The 22054-nt window shown below is 69.6% G+C and carries 24 protein-coding genes; 18 read left to right on the forward strand and 6 right to left on the reverse strand.

Features of this window, described 5'->3' with window-relative positions:
- Positions 1-21: 21 nt before the first annotated feature.
- On the reverse strand, positions 22-687 hold the full coding sequence (lexA, locus tag PQI23_RS07165; protein WP_339972967.1) for a transcriptional repressor LexA: 666 nt from the start codon (positions 685-687) through the stop codon (positions 22-24).
- Positions 688-949: 262 nt separating this feature from the next.
- Between lexA and PQI23_RS07170 the strand changes: the two genes are divergently transcribed.
- The 6 genes from PQI23_RS07170 to PQI23_RS07195 all read left to right on the forward strand — a co-directional run bounded on the left by PQI23_RS07170 (position 950) and on the right by PQI23_RS07195 (position 5554).
- A complete protein-coding gene (locus tag PQI23_RS07170; protein WP_339972969.1) occupies positions 950-1354 on the forward strand; it encodes a hypothetical protein in 405 nt (134 codons plus the stop codon).
- A gap of 44 nt (positions 1355-1398) precedes the next feature.
- Positions 1399-2487 carry a histidinol-phosphate transaminase gene (locus tag PQI23_RS07175; protein ID WP_339972971.1) on the forward strand — a complete coding sequence of 363 codons (1089 nt, stop codon included), beginning with the start codon at positions 1399-1401 and terminating at the stop codon, positions 2485-2487.
- Positions 2488-2532: 45 nt separating this feature from the next.
- Positions 2533-3141: an imidazoleglycerol-phosphate dehydratase HisB gene (gene hisB / locus PQI23_RS07180; protein ID WP_339972973.1), complete on the forward strand. Its 609-nt coding sequence runs from the start codon at positions 2533-2535 to the stop codon at positions 3139-3141.
- Positions 3138-3788, forward strand: coding sequence for an imidazole glycerol phosphate synthase subunit HisH (hisH, locus tag PQI23_RS07185; protein WP_339972975.1), 651 nt, complete (start codon positions 3138-3140; stop codon positions 3786-3788). The genes hisB and hisH overlap by 4 nt, the downstream gene beginning before the upstream one ends.
- A 109-nt stretch (positions 3789-3897) precedes the next feature.
- Complete coding sequence (gene priA, locus PQI23_RS07190) at positions 3898-4644, forward strand: bifunctional 1-(5-phosphoribosyl)-5-((5-phosphoribosylamino)methylideneamino)imidazole-4-carboxamide isomerase/phosphoribosylanthranilate isomerase PriA (protein WP_339972977.1); 747 nt, start codon at positions 3898-3900, stop codon at positions 4642-4644.
- A gap of 16 nt (positions 4645-4660) precedes the next feature.
- The gene (locus tag PQI23_RS07195) at positions 4661-5554 is read left to right on the forward strand and encodes an SseB family protein (protein WP_339972979.1); all 894 of its coding nucleotides are present in this window, start codon (positions 4661-4663) and stop codon (positions 5552-5554) included.
- 43 nt (positions 5555-5597) lie between these two features.
- Here PQI23_RS07195 and PQI23_RS07200 read toward each other — a convergent pair whose 3' ends face one another.
- The 3 genes from PQI23_RS07200 to PQI23_RS07210 are packed head-to-tail and all read right to left on the reverse strand — an operon-like array spanning position 5598 to position 7065.
- Complete coding sequence (locus tag PQI23_RS07200; protein WP_339972981.1) at positions 5598-5924, reverse strand: branched-chain amino acid transporter permease; 327 nt, start codon at positions 5922-5924, stop codon at positions 5598-5600.
- Positions 5917-6666 (reverse strand): AzlC family ABC transporter permease, encoded by a 750-nt coding sequence (locus PQI23_RS07205; protein ID WP_339972982.1) that lies wholly within the window; start codon positions 6664-6666, stop codon positions 5917-5919. The genes PQI23_RS07200 and PQI23_RS07205 overlap by 8 nt, the downstream gene beginning before the upstream one ends.
- Positions 6667-6675: 9 nt before the next feature.
- Positions 6676-7065 (reverse strand): DUF1844 domain-containing protein, encoded by a 390-nt coding sequence (locus PQI23_RS07210; protein ID WP_339972984.1) that lies wholly within the window; start codon positions 7063-7065, stop codon positions 6676-6678.
- A 219-nt stretch (positions 7066-7284) separates the two neighbouring features.
- On the opposite strand from PQI23_RS07210, the gene infC reads away from it, so the two are divergent.
- The 8 genes from infC (at position 7285) to pheT (ending at position 15887) form a co-directional block, all read left to right on the forward strand.
- The gene (gene infC, locus PQI23_RS07215) at positions 7285-7911 is read left to right on the forward strand and encodes a translation initiation factor IF-3 (protein WP_339972986.1); all 627 of its coding nucleotides are present in this window, start codon (positions 7285-7287) and stop codon (positions 7909-7911) included.
- A gap of 76 nt (positions 7912-7987) precedes the next feature.
- Entirely contained in the window at positions 7988-8182 is a 195-nt protein-coding gene (gene rpmI, locus PQI23_RS07220) for a 50S ribosomal protein L35 (RefSeq protein ID WP_010156662.1), read from the forward strand.
- Between the two features lie 51 nt (positions 8183-8233).
- Positions 8234-8617, forward strand: a complete 384-nt coding sequence (gene rplT / locus PQI23_RS07225; protein ID WP_010156663.1) for a 50S ribosomal protein L20 — start codon at positions 8234-8236, stop codon at positions 8615-8617.
- Between the two features lie 104 nt (positions 8618-8721).
- Positions 8722-9534, forward strand: coding sequence for a TrmH family RNA methyltransferase (locus tag PQI23_RS07230; protein ID WP_339972994.1), 813 nt, complete (start codon positions 8722-8724; stop codon positions 9532-9534).
- Between the two features lie 37 nt (positions 9535-9571).
- Complete coding sequence (locus PQI23_RS07235; protein WP_339972996.1) at positions 9572-10327, forward strand: LamB/YcsF family protein; 756 nt, start codon at positions 9572-9574, stop codon at positions 10325-10327.
- Positions 10328-12199: a 5-oxoprolinase subunit B/C family protein gene (locus tag PQI23_RS07240; RefSeq protein WP_339972998.1), complete on the forward strand. Its 1872-nt coding sequence runs from the start codon at positions 10328-10330 to the stop codon at positions 12197-12199. It begins immediately after the preceding gene.
- Between the two features lie 11 nt (positions 12200-12210).
- Entirely contained in the window at positions 12211-13263 is a 1053-nt protein-coding gene (pheS, locus tag PQI23_RS07245; protein WP_339973001.1) for a phenylalanine--tRNA ligase subunit alpha, read from the forward strand.
- Positions 13263-15887, forward strand: coding sequence for a phenylalanine--tRNA ligase subunit beta (pheT, locus tag PQI23_RS07250; RefSeq protein ID WP_339973003.1), 2625 nt, complete (start codon positions 13263-13265; stop codon positions 15885-15887). Before pheS ends, pheT begins: the two co-directional genes overlap by 1 nt.
- A 51-nt stretch (positions 15888-15938) precedes the next feature.
- Here the strand turns inward: pheT and sigJ are convergent, their stop codons facing one another.
- Positions 15939-16907 carry an RNA polymerase sigma factor SigJ gene (gene sigJ, locus PQI23_RS07255; RefSeq protein WP_339973005.1) on the reverse strand — a complete coding sequence of 323 codons (969 nt, stop codon included), beginning with the start codon at positions 16905-16907 and terminating at the stop codon, positions 15939-15941.
- Positions 16908-17036: 129 nt separating this feature from the next.
- Here sigJ and PQI23_RS07260 point away from each other — a divergent pair, with 129 nt between their 5' ends.
- Entirely contained in the window at positions 17037-17777 is a 741-nt protein-coding gene (locus tag PQI23_RS07260; protein ID WP_339973007.1) for an SDR family oxidoreductase, read from the forward strand.
- Position 17778: 1 nt separating this feature from the next.
- Here PQI23_RS07260 and PQI23_RS07265 read toward each other — a convergent pair whose 3' ends face one another.
- A complete protein-coding gene (locus PQI23_RS07265; protein ID WP_339973009.1) occupies positions 17779-18222 on the reverse strand; it encodes a VOC family protein in 444 nt (147 codons plus the stop codon).
- 197 nt (positions 18223-18419) lie between these two features.
- Here PQI23_RS07265 and PQI23_RS07270 point away from each other — a divergent pair, with 197 nt between their 5' ends.
- The 3 genes from PQI23_RS07270 (at position 18420) to PQI23_RS07280 (ending at position 22008) form a co-directional block, all read left to right on the forward strand.
- Positions 18420-19325: a VOC family protein gene (locus PQI23_RS07270; protein WP_339973012.1), complete on the forward strand. Its 906-nt coding sequence runs from the start codon at positions 18420-18422 to the stop codon at positions 19323-19325.
- An 89-nt stretch (positions 19326-19414) separates the two neighbouring features.
- Positions 19415-20116 carry a hypothetical protein gene (locus tag PQI23_RS07275; protein WP_339973014.1) on the forward strand — a complete coding sequence of 234 codons (702 nt, stop codon included), beginning with the start codon at positions 19415-19417 and terminating at the stop codon, positions 20114-20116.
- A complete protein-coding gene (locus PQI23_RS07280) occupies positions 20113-22008 on the forward strand; it encodes a YhgE/Pip domain-containing protein (protein ID WP_339973016.1) in 1896 nt (631 codons plus the stop codon). The genes PQI23_RS07275 and PQI23_RS07280 overlap by 4 nt, the downstream gene beginning before the upstream one ends.
- Positions 22009-22054 lie beyond the last annotated feature (46 nt).

Raw genomic sequence — 22054 nt, forward strand, 5'->3', positions numbered from 1 at the left:
GCAGTCGGTGCGGGCTGAGCCTCAGACCGACCGGAACACAGCGACGACCCGGCCGAGCACCTCGGCATGGTCGCCGAGAATCGGCTCGAACGCGCTGTTGCGCGGCAGGAGCCAGGTGTGGCCGTCTCGACGCCGGAAGACCTTGACCGTCGCCTCCCCATCGAGCATCGCCGCCACGATGTCTCCGTTCTCCGCCTCTCGCTGCTGCCGGATCACGACGAAATCCCCGTCGCAGATGGCCGCGTCGACCATCGAGTCGCCGACGACGCGCAGCATGAAGAGCTGGCCGTCGCCGACGAGGGTGCGGGGGAGCGGCACGACCTCCTCGATCTGCTGATCGGCGGTGATGGGAACGCCGGCTGCAATCTGGCCGACCAGAGGAACGTACGCCGCCTCCTCCGGGCGCTGCACGGGCTCCTCCGCGAGTGCGGCCGAAGTCGATGCCAGTTCGACCAGGATCTCGAGGGCTCGTGGGCGATTCGAGTCGCGCCTGATGTACCCGCCCAGCTCCAGCCGACTGAGCTGGTGCGTGACGCTCGAGAGCGAGGAGAGACCGACCGCGTCGCCGATCTCGCGCATGCTCGGGGGATACCCGCGGCTCTCCACCGAACGCGCGATGCACTCGAGGATGGCCTGCTGCTTCTCGCTCAGCGGCTTCGCGGATCGGGGCGCGGCTACGTCGCTCATCGCTGTCCTTTCTGGCCCAGAGGGCGATGCGGAGGGGGCGCGATCCATGAATGTCGGTGGGTGCTGATTCAGTGATCCCGTTGATCGAAACCATAGCCGTACTGCTCGAACACCGGCAAACGTATGTTCGAGTGTCGCGGGAAAACATCGAAACATATCTTCGAACGAACGGTTGCGGTTTCGAATCATCGAATATATATTCGAAACAGATGTTCGGCGCCGGCCTCGGTCGGCCCTCATCGCATCAGGAAGGGAAGTCGACATGCGTGCAGCAGCGGTTCTGGGTCAGCAAGTGCAGGGGTCGAGCGATGTCTCGGGCAAGCTCCGTCTGACTCGGCGTGGTCGTATCGTTCTGGGGGCGTTCCTCACGGTGCTCGCGGCCGGGGCGCTCGCTCTCTTCGCCTCGCTCGCCGCTCCGGAAGCGATGGCCTCCGGCGAGGGCCCGAACGGCGAGCAGTTCGAGTACGTGGTGGTGCAGCCGGGGAGCTCGCTGTGGTCGCTCGCGTCCGATCTCGACCCGACTGCGGACCCGCGAGACCTCATCACCGAGATTGTTCAGCTGAACCAGCTCGAGGATTCGTCAGTGCAGGCCGGGGAGGCGATCGCGGTTCCGCTGCGGTACTCCGACAACCCGTTGGTGGTATCGGGCGACGAAGTGGGTGCGTGAGCGCGTCAGCCGGGAGGGCCTCTGCGCGGCCCTAAACTATCGGGGTGACTAGCTTGAGCGATCTTCCACTTCGTGACAACCTCGTGGGTCAGCAGCCCTACGGCGCGCCTCAGGACGCGGTTCGGGTGAGCTTGAACGTCAACGAGAACACGCATCCCATTCCGGAGCACGTCGCGATCGACATCGTGCAGTCCCTCGCTCGAGCGGTCACGGGAGTGAACCGGTACCCCGATCGTGAGTTCGTCGAGTTGCGCGCTGCGCTCGCCGGGTATCTCGGTCACGGACTGTCGGCTGAGCAGCTGTGGGCTGCGAACGGTTCGAACGAGGTGCTCCAGCAGGTGCTGCAAGCATTCGCGGGCCCGGGCCGATCTCTGCTGAGCTTCACGCCGACCTATTCCATGTACCCGCTGCTCGCCGCCGGCACGGATACCGAGTGGATCGGCGTCGAACGCCCGGTCGATTACGCGCTCACTCCCGAGGGAGTGGTGCACGCGCTCCGCGAGCACACGCCGGACGTCGCGATTCTCTGCGGCCCCAACAACCCGACGGGTTCGACGCTCGACCGCGAGGTGATCCTCGCCGCCTATGACGCGTTCGACGGCATGCTCGTCATCGACGAGGCGTACCAGGAGTTCGATACGGAGCGGGAGAGCGCGGTTGCGCTGCTTCCCGGTCGGCATCGCCTGATCGTCTCCCGCACGATGAGCAAAGCGTTCGCGTTCGCGGGCGTGCGCCTCGGGTACCTCGCCGCCGACCCGGCCGTGATCGACGCGCTGCGGCTGGTTCGGCTCCCGTACCACCTCTCCGCACTCACGCAGGCGGCGGCGACCGCTGCGATCCGCCACGCCGACGCGATGCTCGCGACCGTCGCCGACATCAGCGCGCAGCGGGATCGCCTCGCGCGCGCCCTCTCCGAGCTCGGCTACCGCGTGCACCCCTCCGGAGCGAACTTCCTGCTCGTCGGGGGGTTCGCCGATCCCGCCGCGACGTTCGAGGAGCTGCGAGCGCGTGGGATCCTCATCCGCAACCTCAGCATCCCGGGGCACCTGCGCATCACCGCGGGAACCGAGGCGGAGACGAGCGCTGTGATCGACGCGATCGCCTCGCTCGGCCCGGGCGGCGCCCGCGCGTGATCCGGCTGCCCCGTGGCCTCCCTCGACGCCGATAGACTGGTGACCATGACTGCAGCACCCCGCACCGCCTCGCTCGAGCGCTCGACCAGCGAGTCGCAGATCAGTGTGAGCGTCGACCTCGACGGTTCCGGTACCTCGCAGATCGAGACCGGGGCGCCGTTCTTCGATCACATGCTCACGGCGTTCGCCCGCCACTCCCTGACGGACCTCACGGTGAAAGCCGTCGGCGACGTGCACATCGACGTCCACCACACGGTCGAGGACACGGGCATTCTGCTCGGTCAGGCCATTCTCGAGGCGCTCGGCGACAAGTCGGGAATCTCGCGGTACGGCGATGCACTGGTGCCCCTCGACGAGGCGCTCGCACAGGCGGTCGTCGATATCTCCGGCCGGCCGTACCTCGTGCACTCCGGGGAGCCGGCAGGGTACGAACTGCACCTCATCGGCGGCCACTTCACGGGCTCGATGGTGCGGCACTTCTTCGAAGCGCTCACCTTGAACGCCCGGCTCACCGTGCACCTGAAGCTGGTGGAGGGGCGCGACCCCCACCACATCGCAGAGGCGGAGTTCAAGGCATTCGCGCGCGCCTTCCGCGTGGCGAAAGCGCTCGACCCGCTCGTCTCCGGTGTGCCGTCGACGAAGGGCGCGTTGTGAGCGAAGCCGCGAGTTCCCCGCGCAAGAAGGTCGTCGTGCTCGATTATGGGTCGGGCAATGTGCACTCGGCGGTCAAAGCGCTCGTCCACGCCGGAGCCGATGTCGAGCTGACCCGGGATCCCGCTGCCGTGATGGATGCGGACGGACTCCTCGTTCCCGGCGTCGGAGCGTTCGACGCTGTGATGCGCCAGCTGCGAGCGGTGCGCGGGGATGAACTCATCGATCGTCGGCTCGCCGGGGGGCGGCCCGTGCTCGGCATCTGCGTCGGCGAGCAGGTCATGTTCGCCCACGGCATCGAGCGCGGCGTCGAAACCGAGGGTCTGGGTCAGTGGCCGGGCACCGTGCGCGAGATCGATGCTCCCGTGCTCCCGCACATGGGGTGGAACACCGTCGACGTGCCGCAGGGTTCACGGCTCTTCGCCGGTCTCGAGCGCGAGCGCTTCTACTTCGTGCACAGCAATGCTGCGACCGAGTGGTCCATCGAGGGGCGCACTGCGGTGACCCGGCCGCTCGTGACCTGGGCCGAGCACGGCGAGCGCTTCATCGCAGCGGTGGAGAACGGACCGCTGAGCGCGACCCAGTTCCACCCGGAGAAATCGGGCGATGCAGGGATCCGGCTGCTGCGCAACTGGATCGAGACCCTGTAAGCCCCGCCGTGCCCTCGAGCGTCGGAGACACCGCGTCTTCGGCACGGCGGCGCCCCTGAAGACCGTGTCGCGAATACCCGAACCGCACCCCGAGAAGGAGACACCACTCATGAGCGAACTCGCCGAACGTCCGAAGCTGCAGCTGCTTCCGGCGATCGACATGGTCGACGGCAAGGCGGTGCGTCTCACCCAGGGCGAAGCCGGCACCGAGACGAACTACGGCAGCCCCGTCGACGCCGCGCTCGACTGGATCGATCAGGGCGCGGAGTGGATTCATCTCGTCGACCTGGACGCCGCGTTCGGCCGGGGGAGCAACGTCTCCGTCGCCCGGAAGATCATCAAGCGCTCCGGAAACGTGAAGATCGAGTTCTCGGGCGGCATCCGCGACGACGCGTCGCTCGAAGCCGCGCTCGAGATGGGAGCGACGCGAGTCAATCTCGGCACTGCCGCGCTCGAGAACCCGGAGTGGACCGAGGCCGTCATCGCCCGTTTCGGCGATCGCATCGCCGTGGGCCTGGATGTGCGGGGCGAAACCCTTGCGGCTCGCGGGTGGACCGAGGAGGGCGGCAACCTCTGGGACGTGCTCGACCGCCTCGAGGCGGCCGGCTGCCCGCGCTACGTCGTCACGGACGTCACGAAGGACGGTACCCTGCGCGGCCCGAACATCGAGCTGCTCGGCCAGGTGTGCGCTCGAACGAACCGACCCGTCATCGCATCGGGCGGCGTGTCGAGTCTCGATGATCTCGCCGCACTGCGGGAGCTCGTGGACGACGGGCTCGAGGGCGCGATCGTCGGGAAGGCGCTGTACGACGGAGCGTTCTCGCTGCCCGCTGCGCTCGACGTCGCGGGGCGGTAGGCGGGGCGCCGCAGTCATGGCGATCAAGAAGCTTCCGTCGACCGGCGACGCTCCGCGGAGTACGGGCGTTCCCGAGAGCCTCCACGCAGGCGGTTCCTCCGACTCCGCGGGTTTTCCGTGGGCCGGGCGCACGTTCGATCACCACGACACCGCGTTCGCAGGGGATGACGGCCGCGCCTCGGAACGGGTCGCGATGCTCGTCCGCTCGGTCAGGGATGCGGCGCGAGCGGCTCAGGCGGCTGCGGGGGCGGAGGAGTACTGGAGCGCCGTGGGCAGGGCCGCCGAGGCGCAGGCGGACGCGATCGCAGGGTTCGCAGCGGAGCGCTTCCTGGTGCCGATGCTCGCGGAGGCGGGCGCGCTCGGGCAGACTCCGGACGGGCGCACGGTGGAGAAGTCGCAGGAGCTCTCGATCGTCGCGGTCGCGGCGCCCGACGGCCGGCGTGTGCTTCCCATGTTCAGCTCAGTGGACACGCTGCGGCACTGGAACCCGGAGGCGAGGCCCATTCCCGTGCGCGGGTCCCAGGCGGCGCTGGCCGCGGCGGGGGACGGAGCCGAACTCATCATCATCGATCCGGGCACGTCGGAATGCGAATTCGGCGTGCGCCGCACGGCGCTCGAGGCGCTCGCGCTCGGGGAGCGCGTGCTCCCCGCATGGGCCGACGCGGCCGTGCAGGAGGAGTTCCGGAGGATCGGTGCGGCCGATCCGCGCATCGAAGCCCTCTGGACCGCGCCCGGGGAGCTCGAGAATCGCCTGTTGCAGCCCGAGGTGACCGTGCTGCTGCGCATCGCGGGGGACGACCGCGACACGCACGGCGACGTACTGCAGGCGCTGCAGGGCCGCATCGCCGCCTCGGATGTCGTGGCGGATCGCGTCGACTCGCTCACCCTGCGGCCGGTCTCGGCGGCGTGACGACGTGCGCCCCGCGGGAGCGGCGCCCGGAGAGCAGACGAGCTCAGACGAGGTTGATCAGCACGATGTAGCAGGTGGTGCCCGCAGCCACGCTGAGCACGGCGCGCCGACGGCCCACGAGGTGCACCACGACGGTGACCGCCGTCGCCGCGATCACGGCCCACCAGTGGCCGGTACGCGCAACGAACTCGTCGCGGAGGATGACGACCGCGAGGATGAGGAGGATCCCTGCCGGCATCCACCGTCCGAGCGCGGCGACGAACTTGGAGCGACGCAATGGCTTCAGAATGGCGAACGGCAGCGCGCGCAGCGCGATGGTGACGACAGACCCGAGTGCGACGGCCGCGAGCAGGTAGCCGAGATCAGGCATCGTCGGAATCCTCTCGTGCCGGCCGTGCGCGTGTCACCGCATAGCGGCCGGCGAGCAGCGCCGTGAAGATCAGCAGCGCGACGAGCAGCGCGTTGCCGGGAGCGGCGACGATCGCGACTGCTGCCGCCGCCGCCGCGAGCAGCGCGGATGGGAGCTCGCGTCGGCTTCGCACCGCATCGAGCGTCATGACGACGAAGAGCGCGACGAGCGCGAACTCGAACCCCTCGATCGGCTCCGGAAGCGCAGTCGCGAGCGCGACGCCGAGCAGGCCTCCGACGACCCAATAGGTCTGCATCGCGAGTTGCCCCGACACCATGCGAGCGGACGAGAGCCGCTCGCGGTCCATGAGCACGTACGTCGCATACGCCTCATCGATCATCGCGTAGACCGAGTATGCGCGCGGCAGCCCGCGAGTCACTCGTGAAATCGGGAACGAGAACGCGTAGAACACATGCCTGAAGTTCACGGCGAAGACGGTGATCGCGATCGTGACGAGCGGCGTCGCCGCGGCGATCATGCTGACGAGGAGTAGCTCCACGGAACCGGCGAAGATGCCGATCGAGAGTGCCGGAGCGAGCCACCAGGGGAGCCCCGCCTGCACGACGAGCACTCCGAGCGCGACGCCGAGCGGCAGAATGCCGATGCCCACGCCCAGTGAATCGCCGAGACCTGCGGCGACCTCAGCGCGCCGCGACGGGCGGGGAGCGTGCGGAACGGGTGCGTGCTCGGGCGGGTGGGGCACGTCGGCCCCCTAGTTCACCGGACCGGTGTACTTCTCACCCGGGCCCTGCCCGATGGGATCGGGGATCACCGAGGCCTCGCGGAATGCGAGCTGCACCGAGCGCAGCCCGTCCCGCAGGCTGCGAGCATGCATGTCGCTCACCTCGGGCGCTCCTGCTGTGATGAGCCCGGCCAGCGCGTTGATCAGCTTGCGCGCTTCGTCGAGGTCGATCTGAGTGTCCGGGTCGTCGGCGAGCCCGACCTTCACGGCGGCAGCACTCAAGAGGTGCACGGCGGCGGTGGTGATCACCTCGACGGCGGCGACGTCGGCGATGTCGCGCGTGGCCTGCGAGATGTCGGCATGCTCTGAACCCGCCGCGGCCGCGGAGGCGTCGGGCTGATCTGGGGTGTGCTCGCTCATGAGATCCTGTCTGCTCCTGCGGTAGTTGTGCTACGATTGATCCGGTTCTCGGTGTTCTGCCGAGATCACGGAAGTGGAGATTCTCCCACCCGGCACCGTTTCAAGGTTACCGGGTAGTTGACACCCCGCCGATCACTCGGCAGCTGCACAAGGGTGTGGGATGGCGCGTGCGCGATCCTGATCTCGATGCTCCGTGGCTCCGTACCGGAGCGCCCACCAATGAGATCAGAGGAGCCGGCGATCAGCGATCCCCGTACGAATGACAGAATCCGCGTCCCCGAGGTGCGACTGGTAGGACCCAGTGGCGAGCAGGTCGGTGTCGTGCCGATCGAGACTGCGCTCCGCATGGCTGTGGACGCCGATCTCGATCTCGTCGAGGTTGCCCCCAACTCGAAGCCTCCCGTTGCCAAGATCATGGACTTCGGGAAGTTCAAGTACGAGGCAGCTCAGAAGCAGAAGGAAGCCCGCCGTAACCAGGCGAACACCGTGCTCAAAGAGGTGCGCTTCCGGCTGAAGATCGACACGCACGACTACGAGACCAAGACGAAGCGCGCCGTCGGCTTCCTGTCGCAGGGCGACAAGGTCAAGGCGATGATCCTGTTCCGCGGGCGCGAGCAGTCGCGGCCCGAGATGGGCGTGCGCCTGCTCCAGCAGTTCTCGGAGGACATCGCCGAGTACGGCGTCGTCGAGTCGAACCCGCGCATCGACGGCCGCAACATGGTGATGGTCGTCGCTCCGCTCAAGAACAAGTCCGAGGCGAAGGCGGAGTTGAACGCCCGTCGCGCCGAGGAGAAGGCCACTCGCCGGGCCGACAAGTCCACCAGCACGGAGTCGGACGGCGAATGAACTGCGGTGCGCTGCCGAGCGCAGCGCCGCCCCGCAATCCGCGGCCGTGAGGCTCGCACACAACAAGGAGAAATCGATGCCCAAGCAGAAGACCCACTCGGGGGCCAAGAAGCGCTTCAAGCTCACCGGTTCCGGCAAGCTGATGAAGCAGCAGGCTGGCATGCGCCACAACCTCGAGGTGAAGGCCTCGAAGCGCAAGCGCCGTCTGAACGCCGAGCAGGTGCTCGCCAAGGGCGACGCCAAGCAGGCCATGAAGCTCCTCGGTCACTGACCGACGCGAGCGCATAGCTTTCATCTGAGAACTTTCTAAGGAAGAACTGAAATGGCAAGAGTCAAAAGGGCCGTCAACGCCCACAAGAAGCGTCGCGTCATCCTCGAGCGCGCCGAGGGATACCGCGGTCAGCGTTCGCGTCTGTACCGCAAGGCCAAAGAGCAGGTCATCCACTCGCTCGTCTACTCGTACAACGACCGCCGCAAGAAGAAGGGCGACTTCCGTCGCCTCTGGATCCAGCGCATCAACGCCGGCGCACGTGCGAACGGCCTGACCTACAACCGCTTCATCCAGGGCCTCGGCCTCGCGGGTGTCGAGGTCGACCGCCGCATGCTGTCGGAGCTGGCCACCAATGAGCCCGCTGCCTTCGCCGCGCTCGTCGAGGTCGCCAAGTCGGCTCTGCCCGAGGACACCTCGGCTCCGAAGGCCGCGTAAGCAGTTCTTCCCGTCGAAGACCCCCGCTTCCCAGGAAGCGGGGGTCTTCGCGTCTCCGGGCACGAGACGAATCGGCCGTCTCCACGCGCCAGTAGGCTGAACTCATGGCCGATGAGATCCTCAGCAACTCCAAGTCCGAGCGCGTGCGGCGGATCGCCTCGTTGGCGCGGAAGAAGGAGCGGCAGTTCCACGGCCGATTCCTGGTGGAGGGGCCGCAGGCCGTGCGCGAGCTGCTCGCGCACCGTCCGGAGCTGACGGAGACCGTGTACACGACCCTCGGCGGTGAGAGCTGGCAGGTCGAGATCGACCGTCTCGCCTCCGACGCGGGAGTGCGCCTCGAGCGGGCCACCCCGGAGGTCATCTCGGCGATGTCGGAGACGGTCAACCCCCAGGGTGTCGTCGCCGTCGCGCGCAGCTGGGAGGCGAGCGCTGCCGAGGCGCTCTCGGGAGCACGGCTCGTTGCGATCCTGCACGAGATTCGCGATCCTGGGAACGCGGGAACGGTGCTGCGCGCCGCCGATGCTGCGGGTGCAGACGCCGTGATCTTCGCGGGGGCGAGCATCGATCCGTTCCATCCGAAGGTCGTGCGGTCGACGACGGGATCGCTCTTCCACCTTCCCGTGCTGGTCGTGCCGACCCTCGGCGAGGCGGTGGAGGCTGCGCGCGAGGCCGGCCTCTCCGCTCTCGCCGCCGATGTTCGCGGCTCGGATCTGCTCGAAATGCGTGCTTCGGGTGCGCTCGCCGGCCCCGTCGCGTGGGTGTTCGGCAACGAGGCTCGCGGGTTGAGCGAGGCCGATCGGGCACTCGCCGACGGTTCGGTGCGGCTCCCGATCTACGGCGCGGCCGAGTCGCTGAATCTTGCGACCGCCGCGAGCGTGCTGCTGTACGAGACCGCGTTCAGCCAGCGGAGTCGGTGACGGGCGCCCGGGCGTCGACGCCTGTCAGAATGGTCGGATGCTGCGCATCGACCTGAACTGCGACCTCGGCGAGTCATTCGGCACCTACGTCTTCGGCGACGACGCCGCGGTGCTCTCGTCGGTGTCCAGCGCAAATATCGCGTGCGGGTTCCACGCCGGCGACCCGCGCGGCATTCGTGAGACCTGCGCAGCGGCTGCACGGGCGGGGGCGGCGATCGGCGCGCACCCCGGCTACCGCGATCTCGCGGGGTTCGGGAGACGCTTCATCGAGTACGATCCCGGCGAGCTCACCGATGAGCTCATCTACCAGATCGGCGCGGTGCAGGCGCTCGCCCGAAGCGTCGGGTCGGCGGTGCGATACGTGAAGCCCCACGGCGCGCTCTACAACGCCATCGTGCGCCACGAGCCGCAGGCCGAAGCGGTCGCCCGAGCGGTACGAGAGATCGGCGATGGACTCCCGATGCTGGTCCCGCCCGGCTCCGTCATCGAACGGGTCGCGCGCGACGCCGGAATGCCCACCTATGCGGAGGCCTTCGCCGATCGCGCATACACTCCCGACGGCGCGCTCGCGCCTCGAACCTCACCGGGAGCTGTGCTCACGGCCGACGCGGCGATCGACCAGGCGGTGAGGATCGCGACGACCGGGCGCGTGGTCGCGGTCGACGGCAGCGAGATCGCGGTGCAGGCCGACAGCATCTGCCTCCATGGCGACCGGCCCGAGGCGGTGGGTCTCTCGCGCGAGATCCGCGCGGCACTCGAAGACCGCGGCATCGAGATCGCGAGTTTCGTCTAGATGAGCGGCTCGAATCGCGTGCGGCCTCGGGCATCGCATCGCCCGTCGCCCCTCCTCGTGCGCGCCGTCGGCGATCGCGCCTGCATCGTGGACCTGCCCGATCTCGACTCGGTGCTCGGGCTCGCGGCGATCCTCCGAGAACGACGCTTCCCCGGCGTGATCGACATCGTTCCCGCGGCGCGCACCGTGCTCGTGAGGTGCGCCGACCGGGCGAGCGCGCGCCGCATCGCGGAGGAGGTCGAAGCGCTGCCCGCGGGCATCGGGACGTTCGCGAGGACGATGCTCGGTGAAACCGCCCGTGTCGCCGTCATCGATGTCGTCTACGACGGCGCTGACCTCGAGTTCGTCGGCGAGCGCACCGGTCTGGGTGTCTCGGGCGTGATCGCTGCGCACACCGGCGCTCGATGGACGGCCGCGTTCGGCGGATTCGCGCCCGGCTTCGTCTATCTCACCGGGGGCGGTGCTGCGCTCGAGGTGCCGCGCCGAGGAACGCCCCGCGAGCGCGTCGAGGCGGGTTCGGTGGGGCTGGCGGGCCAGTTCTCCGCGGTCTACCCAGGCGCATCTCCGGGAGGGTGGCAGCTGATCGGCCGCACCAGCGCGCACCTCTGGGATTCCGGCCGCGACCCGGCGGCGCTGCTCGCGCCGGGCGATACGGTGACGTTTCGCGCCGTTCGCGAGCAGATCTCGGTCCCGCGCGATGCGGGCGCGCCGGATGCGGATGAGACGGCTCGTGCAGTGCCGCCGAGTGGCGGGCCGGCGGCCTTCACGGTGCTCGATCCGGGGCTGCAGACGCTCGTGCAGGACGCCGGGCGGGCCGGGCACGCGGCGATCGGCGTGAGCGCTTCGGGTGCCGCCGACCGCAGCGCCCTGCGCACTGCGAATCGCGCCGTGGGCAACGAAGCGGGGGCTGCGGCCCTCGAGACGCTGAATGCCGCCGTTGCGATCCGCGCCGAGACCGACATCACGGTGGCGCTCTCGGGTACCGATGCGGAGGCGGAGGTCATCGACGACCGCGGTGCGCGCCGAGCGGTCGCGGCCCGGGAGTGCGCCTTCACGGTGCACCGCGGGGAGACGCTGCGCATCGGGCGGGCGACGCGCGGTCTGCGCGGAGTACTCGCGATACGAGGCGGCATCTCCGCCCCTCCGGTGCTCGGGAGCGCCAGCCACGACAGCCTGTCGAACCTCGGCCCGCGGGCCCTCGCAGCCGGCGATGCGCTCGCGATCGGCGACGCGAGCGCATCCGTGCCGGCGCAGTACGAAGCTCGAACGGGCCACGACGTGCCCGGGGACGAGGCCGTGCTGCGGTTCGTCCCCGGGCCCCGTGACGAGTGGTTCGCCGCCGCGGCCGTCGACGCGCTGACGTCGCAGGAGTGGCGTGTGACGCCGACCTCGAATCGTGTCGGCCTCCGACTCGAGGGAGCGCCGCTCGAGCGCGCGCGGCATGACGAGCTTCCGAGCGAAGGGACCGTCCGCGGATCGATCCAGATCCCGCCGGATGGGCAGCCCGTGCTCTTCCTCGCCGACCACCCGGTGACGGGCGGTTACCCGGTGATCGGCACGGTGGTCGACGCCGACACGGATGCCGCCGCGCAGCTGCGGCCGGGCGCGAGTGTGCGCTTCGCGCCGGTGGATCCCGATGACGCGCATCTCGAACACGCCGTCTCGGTCGGCGCCGCCGCACCCCGGGTCCCCGACACGGTGCGGGTCTCGCTCGAGGTCGACGGGAGGCGCGTGGCCGTCTCCGTGCCCGGGGCGCTCGCCGCCGCGCTCGACCGGCTGGCGGAGGGTGAGAACCGCGACCGGAAGGAGGCCGACCGCGCCGCGATCGCCGAGCTGCTCGCAGAGATCCTCGCAGCGACCGGCTCCCGGTAAGATAGGGACTCGTGTCAGACAGCGCCCCGAACTCGAATCCGATCACCGCTGAAGCGGCCGAGGCTGCGGTCGGAGCCGCGCTCACCGCATTCGCCGCGGCAGACTCCGTCGCCGCACTGAAGGCCGCGCGCACCGCTCACGCGGGCGACGGGTCGCCGATCGCGCAGCTCAACGCCCAGATGCGTGCGGTGCCGAAGGAGGAGAAGGCAGCGACGGGCAAGCTCATGGGGCAGGCTCGCGGGCGCATCGAGGGCGCCTACAAGGGGCGAGAGGCCGAGCTCGTCGCGCAGGAGGCCGCAGCGCGGCTCATCGCCGAGACGGTCGACGTCACGGCCGCTCCGGTGCGCCGTGCGGCCGGGAGCCGGCACCCGCTCTCGCAGCTGCAGGACGAGGTCTCGGACGTGTTCATCGGCATGGGCTGGGAGATCGCGGAGGGCCCCGAGGTCGAGCACGAGTGGTTCAACTTCGACGCGCTCGGCTTCGACCCCGATCATCCGGCGCGCGCGATGCAGGACACCTTCTTCGTCGAGCCGGCCGACCGCCACCTGGTGCTGCGCACGCACACCTCTCCCGTGCAGATCCGTTCGCTGCTCGACCGCGAGCTGCCGGTCTACGTCGTCGCCCCGGGCCGTACGTACCGCACGGACGAGCTCGACGCCACGCACACCCCGGTGTTCAGTCAGATCGAGGGCATCGCGATCGACCGCGGGCTGACGATGGCGCACCTGCGCGGCACGCTCGAGCACTTCGCCCGCCAGATGTTCGGCGCGGAGGCCGAGATCCGGCTGCGGCCCAACTTCTTCCCCTTCACCGAACCGTCGGCGGAGATGGACGTGTGGCAGCCCCACGCCAAGGGCGGCGCGCGCTGGGTCGAGTGGGGAGGCTGCGGCATGGTCGATCCGAAGCTGCTCGCCGCCGCGGGCATCGATCCCGACGAGTACCAGGGCTTCGCCTTCGGCATGGGCATCGAGCGCACGCTGCAGTTCCGCCACGACATCAACGACATGCGAGACATGGTCGAGGGCGATGTCCGATTCAACCGTCAGTTCGGAGGACTGGTCTAATGCGCGTTCCGCTCAGCTGGCTCGGCGAGGTCGTCTCGCTGCCCGAAGACGTCACCCCCGAGGCGGTGCACGCCGACCTCGTGCGCGTGGGCTTCGAAGAGGAGTCGATCCGCCGCTTCGACGTGACCGGCCCCGTGGTGGTCGGCGAAGTGCTCTCCCGCGAACCCGAGGAGCACTCGAACGGCAAGACGGTGAACTGGTGCCAGGTGCGTGTCGCTCCGGAGGGGCAGACGGCTGCAGACGGCGGCGCGGACGTGCGCGGAATCGTCTGCGGCGCGCACAACTTCGACGCGGGCGACAAGGTCGTCGTGTCGTTGCCGGGTGCGGTGCTGCCCGGCGGCTTCGCGATCTCGGCGCGCAAGACGTACGGGCACGTCTCGGACGGCATGATCGCCTCGGCGCGCGAACTCTCGCTCGGCGAGGATCACGACGGCATCATCGTGCTCTCCCGTCTCGGTCTCGATCCGTCCGTCGGCGATGACGCGCGGGCCCTGCTCGGGCTCTCCGATACGGCGGTGGAGATCAACGTCACGCCGGATCGCGGCTACGCTTTCTCCATCCGCGGCGTCGGCCGGGAGTACGCGCACGCGACGGGCGCGAGCTTCAGCGATCCGGCGCTCGCGGTGACCCCGGTGGCCGGCAGCGGATTCCCGGTCTCGATCGACGACCGCGCGCCGATTCGGGGGCGCGCGGGAGCCACCGGTTTCGTGACCCGAGTGGTGCGCGGCATCGATCCGGCGCGTCCGACCCCTGCCTGGATGGTCGCGCGTCTCCAGCTCGCCGGCATCCGCTCGCTCTCCCTCGAGGTGGACATCTCGAACTACGTGATGCTCGAGCTCGGTCAGCCGTTGCACGCCTATGATCTTTCGAAGCTCACCGGGGGCATCACGGTGCGTCGCGCCGCTGAGGGGGAGACCCTCATCACTCTGGATGGCCAGAAGCGCGCGCTGCACGTGGAGGACCTCGTCATCGCGGACGAGTCGGGCGCGATCGGGTTGGCCGGAGTCATGGGCGGCGAATCGACGAAGGCGGACGATGCGACCGTCGACGTGCTCATCGAAGCGGCGACATTCGATCCGGTTTCAATCGCGCGCACCGCTCGGCGTCACAAGCTGCCGAGCGAAGCGTCGAAGCGCTTCGAGCGCGGCGTCGATCCGCTCGTGTCCCGCGCAGCTGCGCAGCGCATGGTCGACCTGCTCGTCGAGCTGGCAGGCGGCACCGTCGACGACCTGGGCTCCGACCTCGTCGCCGACTGGCAGCCGACCGAAGTGCGTCTGCCGGTCGCCCGCGTCAACGGCCTGCTCGGCACGGATTACAGCGACGCCGAGATCCGCGGCGCGATCGCGACGATCGGCTGCCGCATCGTCTCGGATGAGAACGGCGAGCTCGTGGTCACCGCGCCCAGCTGGCGATCCGACCTCACCCGCGGCGCCGACCTCGTCGAAGAGGTGGCGCGCATCGTCGGTTACGATCGCATCCCCTCCGTGCTGCCGGTGGCCCCTGCCGGACGCGGACTGACGCGCAGCCAGCGGCTGCGGCGCCGCGTCGCGAATGTCGTCACCGCAGCGGGGCTCGACGAAGTGCAGAGCTACCCGTTCGTCTCGCGGTCGCAACTGCAGGCGTTCGGAGCAGGCGCCGAGGCGGCGGGCACGGAGTCGGCGAGCGCCGATGCGGCTGGGGCCCAGGCGGACTCCGCGGTGCCGGTGGAGGCGATCGCGCTCGCGAACGCGCTCGACGCCCAGATTCCGTTCCTGCGTCGCTCCCTCCTGCCGGGGCTCGTCGTCGCCGCGCAGCGCAATGTCTCTCGCGGCCTGACCGACCTCGCGCTCGTCGAACTCGGCCTCGTGTTCGAGCCCCGAGCGGACGGCTCGCCGCTCGGCACCGATGCGGTGCCGCCGCTCGCAGAACGACCGAGCGCGGAGGTGCTCGCCGACCTGAACGCCTCGATTCCCGGGCAACCGCGCCGAATCGCCGGGCTGCTGCTCGGGGACGCCGTCGCGAAGCAGGTGGGCGAAGCCGCGCGGGCGTACGACTGGGCAGATGCGATCGACGCTGCGCGAACCGTCGCCGGAGCAGTGTCGGCCGAGCTGGTCGTGTCGCAGGGATCCCATCGTGCGTTCCACCCGGGACGCACCGCCGAGCTCGCGATCCGCGTCGCGGGCGATGGCTCGGACATCGACGGCGACGAGGGCGGGCTCGTCGTGATCGGCGTCGCGGGCGAGTTGCTGCCCGAGCTCGTCGCCGCGAACCATCTGCCCGGTCGGGCGGCCGCCTTCGAGCTCGATCTCGACCGGTTGATCGAGCTGGCACCGCGTCAGCCGGAGACGGCGCAGCTGTCGACCTATCCCGCTGCGACGCAGGATCTGACCCTCGTGGTCTCCGATGACGTGCCCGCGGGGGATGTGCTCGCGGTCGTCGTCGCGGGATCGGGCGAGCTGCTCGAGAGTGCGACGACCGTCGACGACTACCGCGGTGCGGGCATCGAGCCGGGCACCAAGGCGCTCACGTTCGCGCTGCGCTTCCGCGCCGCCGATCGAACGCTGACTGCGGAAGAGGCTACCGCTGCGAAACTCGCCGGGGTGTCGGCAGCAGAGCTCGCGTTCGAGGCCAGGCTGCGGGACTGAGGAAGTTCGGGCGCGCGGACTCCGGCCACGTCCGGTCAGCCGCGCGCCCGATCAGGCGACGGATCGGCTCCCCGCCCGATCGGCGTCCTCCGCCGCGCGCTCCCAGCGGGTGAGCTTGTCCGGATTCATCGTGATCCAGATGCTTCGCAGCCCGTCAGCACCGATGTCGAGTGCGGCGACTCCGATCACGCGGGGGCGAGCCGTTGGGTCGGACGCGCGGAAGACGAAGGCGGGCCGCCCGCCGACCGTCGCGGGTCGCATCTCGGCTCGACCGTTCCACTTCTGCAGTACGCCGAGCAGGAAGCGGCTGACGTTGTCGACGCCGTGCACGGGGCGTCGCGCGACACCGCGCAGGCCGCCGCCGTCTCCGACGACCACGATGTCGGGTGCGAGCACCGAGGCGATGGCCGTGACGTCGCCGGCCTGACAGGCCTCCGCGAATGCCCGAGCGAGGGAGACCTCGACTGCCGCTGGAACCGCCGTGGCATCGCGGGCGCGGACTCGCGCACGGGCCGTGCTCGCGAGTTGCCGAGCCGCGGATTCCGAGCGATCGAGCAGCGCCGCGATCTCCGCGAAGGGAATGCCGAATGCGTCGTGCAGCACGAAGGCGACGCGCTCGGCGGGCTTCAGCTCGTCGAGCAGAACGAGGAGCGCCATGTCGACGTCGTCGTGCACCACGGCCTGATTCTCCGGGTCCGGTGCTGCCGACGCCCCTGCGTAGACGGGCAGCGGTTCGGGAAGCCAAGGGCCCGGGTAGGTCTCGCGGCGGCGATGCGCCGTCGAGAGCAGGGAGAGGCACACGCGCGACACCGCGGTCGTGAGCCAGGCGGCCGGGTGGGCGACGCCGGCCCGCTCGGCGGCGGCGAGTCGGTACCAGCGTTCCGCCGTGGACTGCACGGCGTCCTCGGCGTCGTGCACGGATCCGAGCATTCGGTAGGCGATGCGGAGGAGCCTGGGGCGTTCAGCGACGAATGGGTCGATTGCGCACGTCGCGGGTGCGGCTTCGGGCGTCGACGGCATGGGAGTAGTGAATCGCGCGGCGCTCTTCCGACGCAAACGACACTCCCGGGATGCGCGGTCGCAGACGTTCCGCCGTCGCGGCCGGTCGTCTTCGGTGAGAGCACATGGCTTCGAACGAAAGGGCGCACCATGAGGATCGCGATCGCCGGAGGCACCGGCACGGTCGGGCGGCATGTCACCGCTGCGGCAGAAGGGCGCGGACACGAAGTTCGAGTACTGTCGCGTGCAGCGGGCGTCGATCTCGCCACTGGCGCTGGCCTCGATCTCACCGGGATCGACGCCGTGATCGACGTGTCGGGTACGACTACCCAGTCGGAATCGCGTGCACGTGCGTTCTTCGAGGCCTCGACGCGGCATCTGCTCGGAGCGGGTCGGTCGGCGGGCGTGCGCCACCATGTGGCGCTCTCGATCGTCGGCGTGGACCGCGCGCCCTTCGGCTACTACGCCGGAAAGGCAGCGCAGGAGCATGCGGTCGCGAATGGACCGCTGCCGTGGACGGTGCTGCGCGCGACGCAGTTCCACGAGTTCGCCGCGCAGATGATCGATCAGATGCGCTACGGGCCGGTCGTGGTCGTGCCGAAGATGCGCACCCGTCCGGTCGCCGCGCGCACGGTCTCCGAGCATCTCGTCAGATGCGCGGAGGAGTCCCCAGCCGGCTTCGCCCCCGAACTCGCGGGCCCTCGGGAAGACCGGATGTCGCGCATGGTGCGTGCCCTCGCCGCCCATCGCGGGATCCGTGCAGGAGTGCTGGAGGTTCCGTTGCCCGGGAGATTCGGACGAGCGCTCCGCGATGGCGGAATTCTGCCGAGCGACCCTGCGGATGCGGTGCTCGAGGGCCCGACGTTCGCTGAATGGCTGCGCACCCGATGAGTTACGCGCCCGGTTCGTTCTGCGACTGCGGAGCCAGGCTGAACATCCAGGGCACACCGAAGCGATCCGTGAGCATGCCGAAGGTGTCTCCCCAGGGCGCCGTCTCGAACGGCTCGCGGATCTGCGCGCCCTGAGAGATGCCCTCCCACACCGCGCGGATCCGGTCGGCGTCGTCGCCCGAGATGCACACGGAGTGGCCGGCGGCTGAGGCGTCCGCGACGTCCGCCATCGAGGCCGGGTAGTCGGCGGCCATGATCGTGAGCCCGTCAAGGGTGTCGATCTGCCCGTGCATGATCTTCTCCGCCTCGGCGGGATCGCCCATCATGCCGGGAATCGCGTCGTACTGCATAAGGCGGATCTCGCCGCCCAGCACGGAGTGATAGAACTCCAGCGCATCGCGGGCGGTGCCGTGGAAGTTGAGGTAGGGGTTCAAGCTGATCGACATGAGGACTCCTCGGAGCTCGCGGGGCTGCGGCCGGCCCCTCTGCTCACATTGTGCCCTCGAATGGACCGATTGTCATCGATTCGACACTTGCCGCACCCGGAAGCGCGACGGATACTGAGAACGGGCCAGTCGTATCGCCGTCCGCGCGACCAATGCGCCCGGCAGCGCCGCCACGCTCGCCTGCGAAAGGAACGGTCATGACCGACCAGTACATCGTGCCGAACATCTGGTGCCAGGGGAACGCGGAGGAGGTGGGTGACTTCTACGCGAGTGTCTTCCCCGACACCACCGCAGAGGTGGAATCCCGGTACCCCGAGACCGGTCTGCTCGACTTCCAGAAGCCGCTGGCCGGGGCGCCGCTCACGGTCGCCGTCAGCCTGTCGGGCTACCGGCTCACGCTGATCAACGCGGGCGACGAGTTCGCACCGAACCCGTCGATATCGATGTTCCTCATGTTCGGCGATGCCGCGTTCGGCGGGCGGGAGGCGGCGCGCCGAACTCTCGACCAGGTGTGGGAGCGACTGAGTGAAGACGGCACGGTGCTCATGCCCTTGGACGCCTACCCGTTCAGCCCCCACTACGGGTGGGTGCAGGATCGCTTCGGCATGAGCTGGCAGCTCAGCTTGAACGACGACGATGATGCGGACGCGGAATTCGTCATGCCGTCGCTCATGTTCGGGGGAGCGGCGCAGAATCGCGCTGCAGCGGCTCGCGACCGCTACATCGAGGTGTTCGACAACGCCGCGCTCGTCGGGTCCTTCCCCTACGGGGAGCAGACCGGCCCGGCGACCGCGGATGCGCTCATGTACAGCGACTTCCGCATCGGAGAGCAGATGTTCGCCGTCATGGACTCGGGGGTCGAGCAGGACTTCACGTTCGACTCCGGGGTCTCGCTCGAGGTGCACTGCGCGGATCAGGCGGAGATCGACCGACTGTGGAACGCGCTCTCCGCCGTTCCGGAGGCGGAGCAGTGCGGGTGGCTGGTCGACGAATTCGGAGTGAGCTGGCAGATCGTGCCCGCCGACATGGGCGAGCTGATGAAGCGTCCGAACGCCTTCGAGCACCTGCTCGGCATGCACAAAATCGTCATCGACGAGCTCTGACGCCGAACGCCCGTTCAGCGACCCGCGCACTCGGCGAGTGGAGGACTACACTCGCAGGGGTGGAGAACGAGTAGGGCGGGGACGAACTCATGCGGGTGCGGGCGACGGCGGTCAGCAAAGGACCGGGCGGGCGGGCGCTCCCGCCGATCGACGTGGCGATGCACTCGGGGACCGCGGTGTTCGTCGAGGCCGAAACCGCCCAGAGACCGACCGTGCTCGGCCTCATCGTGTCCGGCCGCATGAAGCCCGACTCGGGCGAGGTCTCGATCGACGACGAGCCGAATTCCCGTGCGCTCCGGCGCAGGGTCGCCCTCGTCGACGCGCCGGATGTGAGCGAACCCCACGGTGATGTGCTGCTCGCTCACGTCGTCGCGGAGGAACTGATGTTCGCGGGCAGATTCGGGGGTCCGCTCGCGGTGCGGCAGGAACTCGAGCGCCTCGGGATGCGCGAGTTCGCGAGGCTGCCGATCGGTGATCTCGCCCCGGAAGCGCGGGTGCGCGCGCTCTGCGAATTGGCGCTGCAGCGTCCCGGCGTCGAGGGACTGGTGCTGGTCTCGCCCGACCGGCACGGCGGCGCGCCCGAGGGTTGGTGGCGGATCGCCTGCGAACTCGCCGATGACGGGGCAGCGGTGCTCGTGATCGCGGGCCGGGCCGCGCGGGCGGCGATCGCCGCGCATCCCGAGGGCTGGGGGACCGGCGAGGTGATGCCGCTGCGCGAGGGGCCCGGTTCGCCGGCGGTCGAAGCGGTCGAGACGGTCGATGCGAACGGTGCGGAGGAGGAGCGCGCATGAAGATCCCGCAGATGATCCGAGCCGAGTTCGCCCGTCTCTGGGCGACGAAGATGGCGCGACTCGCGTTCGTCGCGCTCATGTGCGTGCCGTTGCTCTACGGCGGTCTGTACCTGTGGGCGAACCAGGATCCGTACGCCCGGCTCGATCAGGTGCCCGTCGCGCTCGTGGTCGCCGACACCGGCGTGGACGAGGGCGACGACGTGCGGGTGATCGGCGACGAGGTCGCCGAGAACCTGATCGAGGACGGCAGCTTCGACTGGCACCGGGTGAGCGCGGAGGACGCGGAGCGCGGCATCGAGAACGGCGTGTACGACTTCACGGTGACGCTGCCCGCGGACTTCTCGGAAGCGCTGCAGTCGTCGCAGACCGACGACCCCCATCGCGCCGACGTGGTGCTCACGACGAACGACGCGAACAGTTACCTCGCGACGACGATCGGCGAGCAGGCCGTGCAGCGCATCCAGAAGCAGGTCGTGCAATCGGTGAACCGGGAGGCGGCGAAGTCGCTGCTCGACGGCATCTCGCAGGTGCGCGGCTCCCTCGTCGAGGCGACCGACGGGGCAGGCGCGCTGACCGACGGCGCGGCGACGGCGCGCGACGGCGCGGGGAAGCTGCACGTGGGGTCGCAGCAGGCGGCCGAGGGGTCGGGGCGGCTGGCCTCCGGCCTCGGCGAGCTGCGAGATGCGACGGCTTCACTCCCGCAGAGCACGGAAACCTTGGCCGACGGCGCCGCGCAGGTCGCCGCGGGCAACGCGAGGGTGGCGCAGTACGGCAGGGAGGCCGCGGGTGCGAGCCAGCGCGCCCTCGACGCGCTCGCCCAGGATCGCTCGGCGATCCTGCAGGATCTTGCAAACGCGAAGGTCGATCAATCCGTGATCGACCGGGTGAGCGCGGCGATGGACCGCGCGGGGGGCGACCTCTCGGCCGTGAACGGCCAGGTGCAGGGAGCCAGTGCGCAGCTCGATACGCTCGCGAACGGTGCACAGCAGGTGGCCGACGGGTCGCGGCGGCTCGCGGATGCGACGCCGCAGCTGGCGAACGGCATCGCGACCGCGAGCGACGGCGCGATCGCGCTGGACGGCGGGCTCGCGCAACTCGTGGACGGATCGAGCAGCCTGGAGAGCGGTCTCGGCGATCTCACCGACGGGGCCGGGCAGTTGCGCGACGGCCTCGCCGAGGGCGTCGAAGCGCTTCCCGACAGCTCGGATGAACTGCGCGCTGCACAGGCCGACAACATCGCGAGCCCGGTGGACGTGCAGACGAGCCGAGTCACATCCGCGGGGAGCTACGGTGCGGGACTGGCGCCGTTCTTCATGAGCCTCGCGGCATGGATCGGCATCTACGCGCTCTTCCTCATCCTGAAGCCCGTTTCGCGCCGCGCCGTGACCGCGCTGCATACGCCGCTGCGCGTGACCCTCGCCGGGTGGGCCACGCCGGCGCTGCTCGGAGCGACGCAGATGCTCGCCCTGTTCGCGATCGTCGCGTTCGCGCTCCGCTTCGACTTCGCGCATCCGGTCGCCGCGTACGGTACGATCGCGCTCGCCTCGGCGACGTTCGCGGCGATCATTCTCGCGCTGAACGTCTGGCTGGGGAGCGTCGGGCAGTTCCTGGGACTCGTACTCATGGTCGTGCAGCTCGTCACCGCCGGCGGAACGTTCCCGTGGCAGACGCTTCCGCCGTCGCTCGCGACGCTGCACCACTGGCTGCCGATGTCGTTCGCGGTGGACGGTCTGCGGCAGCTCATGTACGGCGGGGACCTCGCCGACGCCGCGAGCGAGGCGCTCAAGCTCGCGCTCGTGCTCGTCATCGCGGTGCTGGTCGCGGCGCTCGGCGTCGCGAAGACGATGCGTTCGCGCACCCTGAAGGATCTGCAGCCGAGTCTGATCGGCTAGGCGTTCGTATACGCCGCACTCGATTGTCGGCGTATCTCTTGCGGCT

Source organism: Leucobacter sp. USCH14 (genome assembly GCF_037619215.1).
GTDB lineage: Bacteria > Actinomycetota > Actinomycetes > Actinomycetales > Microbacteriaceae > Leucobacter.

Excerpts from the sequence above, each read along its gene's own strand:
- PQI23_RS07280 (WP_339973016.1), top strand. The coding sequence starts at position 20,113 with ATGAAGATCCCGCAGATGATCCGAGCCGAGTTCGCCCGTCTCTGGGCG.
- priA (WP_339972977.1), top strand. The coding sequence starts at position 3,898 with ATGAGCGAACTCGCCGAACGTCCGAAGCTGCAGCTGCTTCCGGCGATC.
- PQI23_RS07230 (WP_339972994.1), top strand. The coding sequence starts at position 8,722 with ATGGCCGATGAGATCCTCAGCAACTCCAAGTCCGAGCGCGTGCGGCGG.
- PQI23_RS07260 (WP_339973007.1), top strand. The coding sequence starts at position 17,037 with ATGAGGATCGCGATCGCCGGAGGCACCGGCACGGTCGGGCGGCATGTC.
- PQI23_RS07265 (WP_339973009.1), bottom strand. The coding sequence starts at position 18,222 with ATGTCGATCAGCTTGAACCCCTACCTCAACTTCCACGGCACCGCCCGC.
- PQI23_RS07235 (WP_339972996.1), top strand. The coding sequence starts at position 9,572 with ATGCTGCGCATCGACCTGAACTGCGACCTCGGCGAGTCATTCGGCACC.
- rpmI (WP_010156662.1), top strand. The coding sequence starts at position 7,988 with ATGCCCAAGCAGAAGACCCACTCGGGGGCCAAGAAGCGCTTCAAGCTC.
- PQI23_RS07200 (WP_339972981.1), bottom strand. The coding sequence starts at position 5,924 with ATGCCTGATCTCGGCTACCTGCTCGCGGCCGTCGCACTCGGGTCTGTC.
- hisB (WP_339972973.1), top strand. The coding sequence starts at position 2,533 with ATGACTGCAGCACCCCGCACCGCCTCGCTCGAGCGCTCGACCAGCGAG.
- rplT (WP_010156663.1), top strand. The coding sequence starts at position 8,234 with ATGGCAAGAGTCAAAAGGGCCGTCAACGCCCACAAGAAGCGTCGCGTC.
- PQI23_RS07275 (WP_339973014.1), top strand. The coding sequence starts at position 19,415 with ATGCGGGTGCGGGCGACGGCGGTCAGCAAAGGACCGGGCGGGCGGGCG.
- infC (WP_339972986.1), top strand. The coding sequence starts at position 7,285 with ATGAGATCAGAGGAGCCGGCGATCAGCGATCCCCGTACGAATGACAGA.
- PQI23_RS07240 (WP_339972998.1), top strand. The coding sequence starts at position 10,328 with ATGAGCGGCTCGAATCGCGTGCGGCCTCGGGCATCGCATCGCCCGTCG.
- PQI23_RS07195 (WP_339972979.1), top strand. The coding sequence starts at position 4,661 with ATGGCGATCAAGAAGCTTCCGTCGACCGGCGACGCTCCGCGGAGTACG.
- lexA (WP_339972967.1), bottom strand. The coding sequence starts at position 687 with ATGAGCGACGTAGCCGCGCCCCGATCCGCGAAGCCGCTGAGCGAGAAG.
- PQI23_RS07210 (WP_339972984.1), bottom strand. The coding sequence starts at position 7,065 with ATGAGCGAGCACACCCCAGATCAGCCCGACGCCTCCGCGGCCGCGGCG.
- PQI23_RS07270 (WP_339973012.1), top strand. The coding sequence starts at position 18,420 with ATGACCGACCAGTACATCGTGCCGAACATCTGGTGCCAGGGGAACGCG.
- sigJ (WP_339973005.1), bottom strand. The coding sequence starts at position 16,907 with ATGCCGTCGACGCCCGAAGCCGCACCCGCGACGTGCGCAATCGACCCA.
- PQI23_RS07170 (WP_339972969.1), top strand. The coding sequence starts at position 950 with ATGCGTGCAGCAGCGGTTCTGGGTCAGCAAGTGCAGGGGTCGAGCGAT.
- pheT (WP_339973003.1), top strand. The coding sequence starts at position 13,263 with ATGCGCGTTCCGCTCAGCTGGCTCGGCGAGGTCGTCTCGCTGCCCGAA.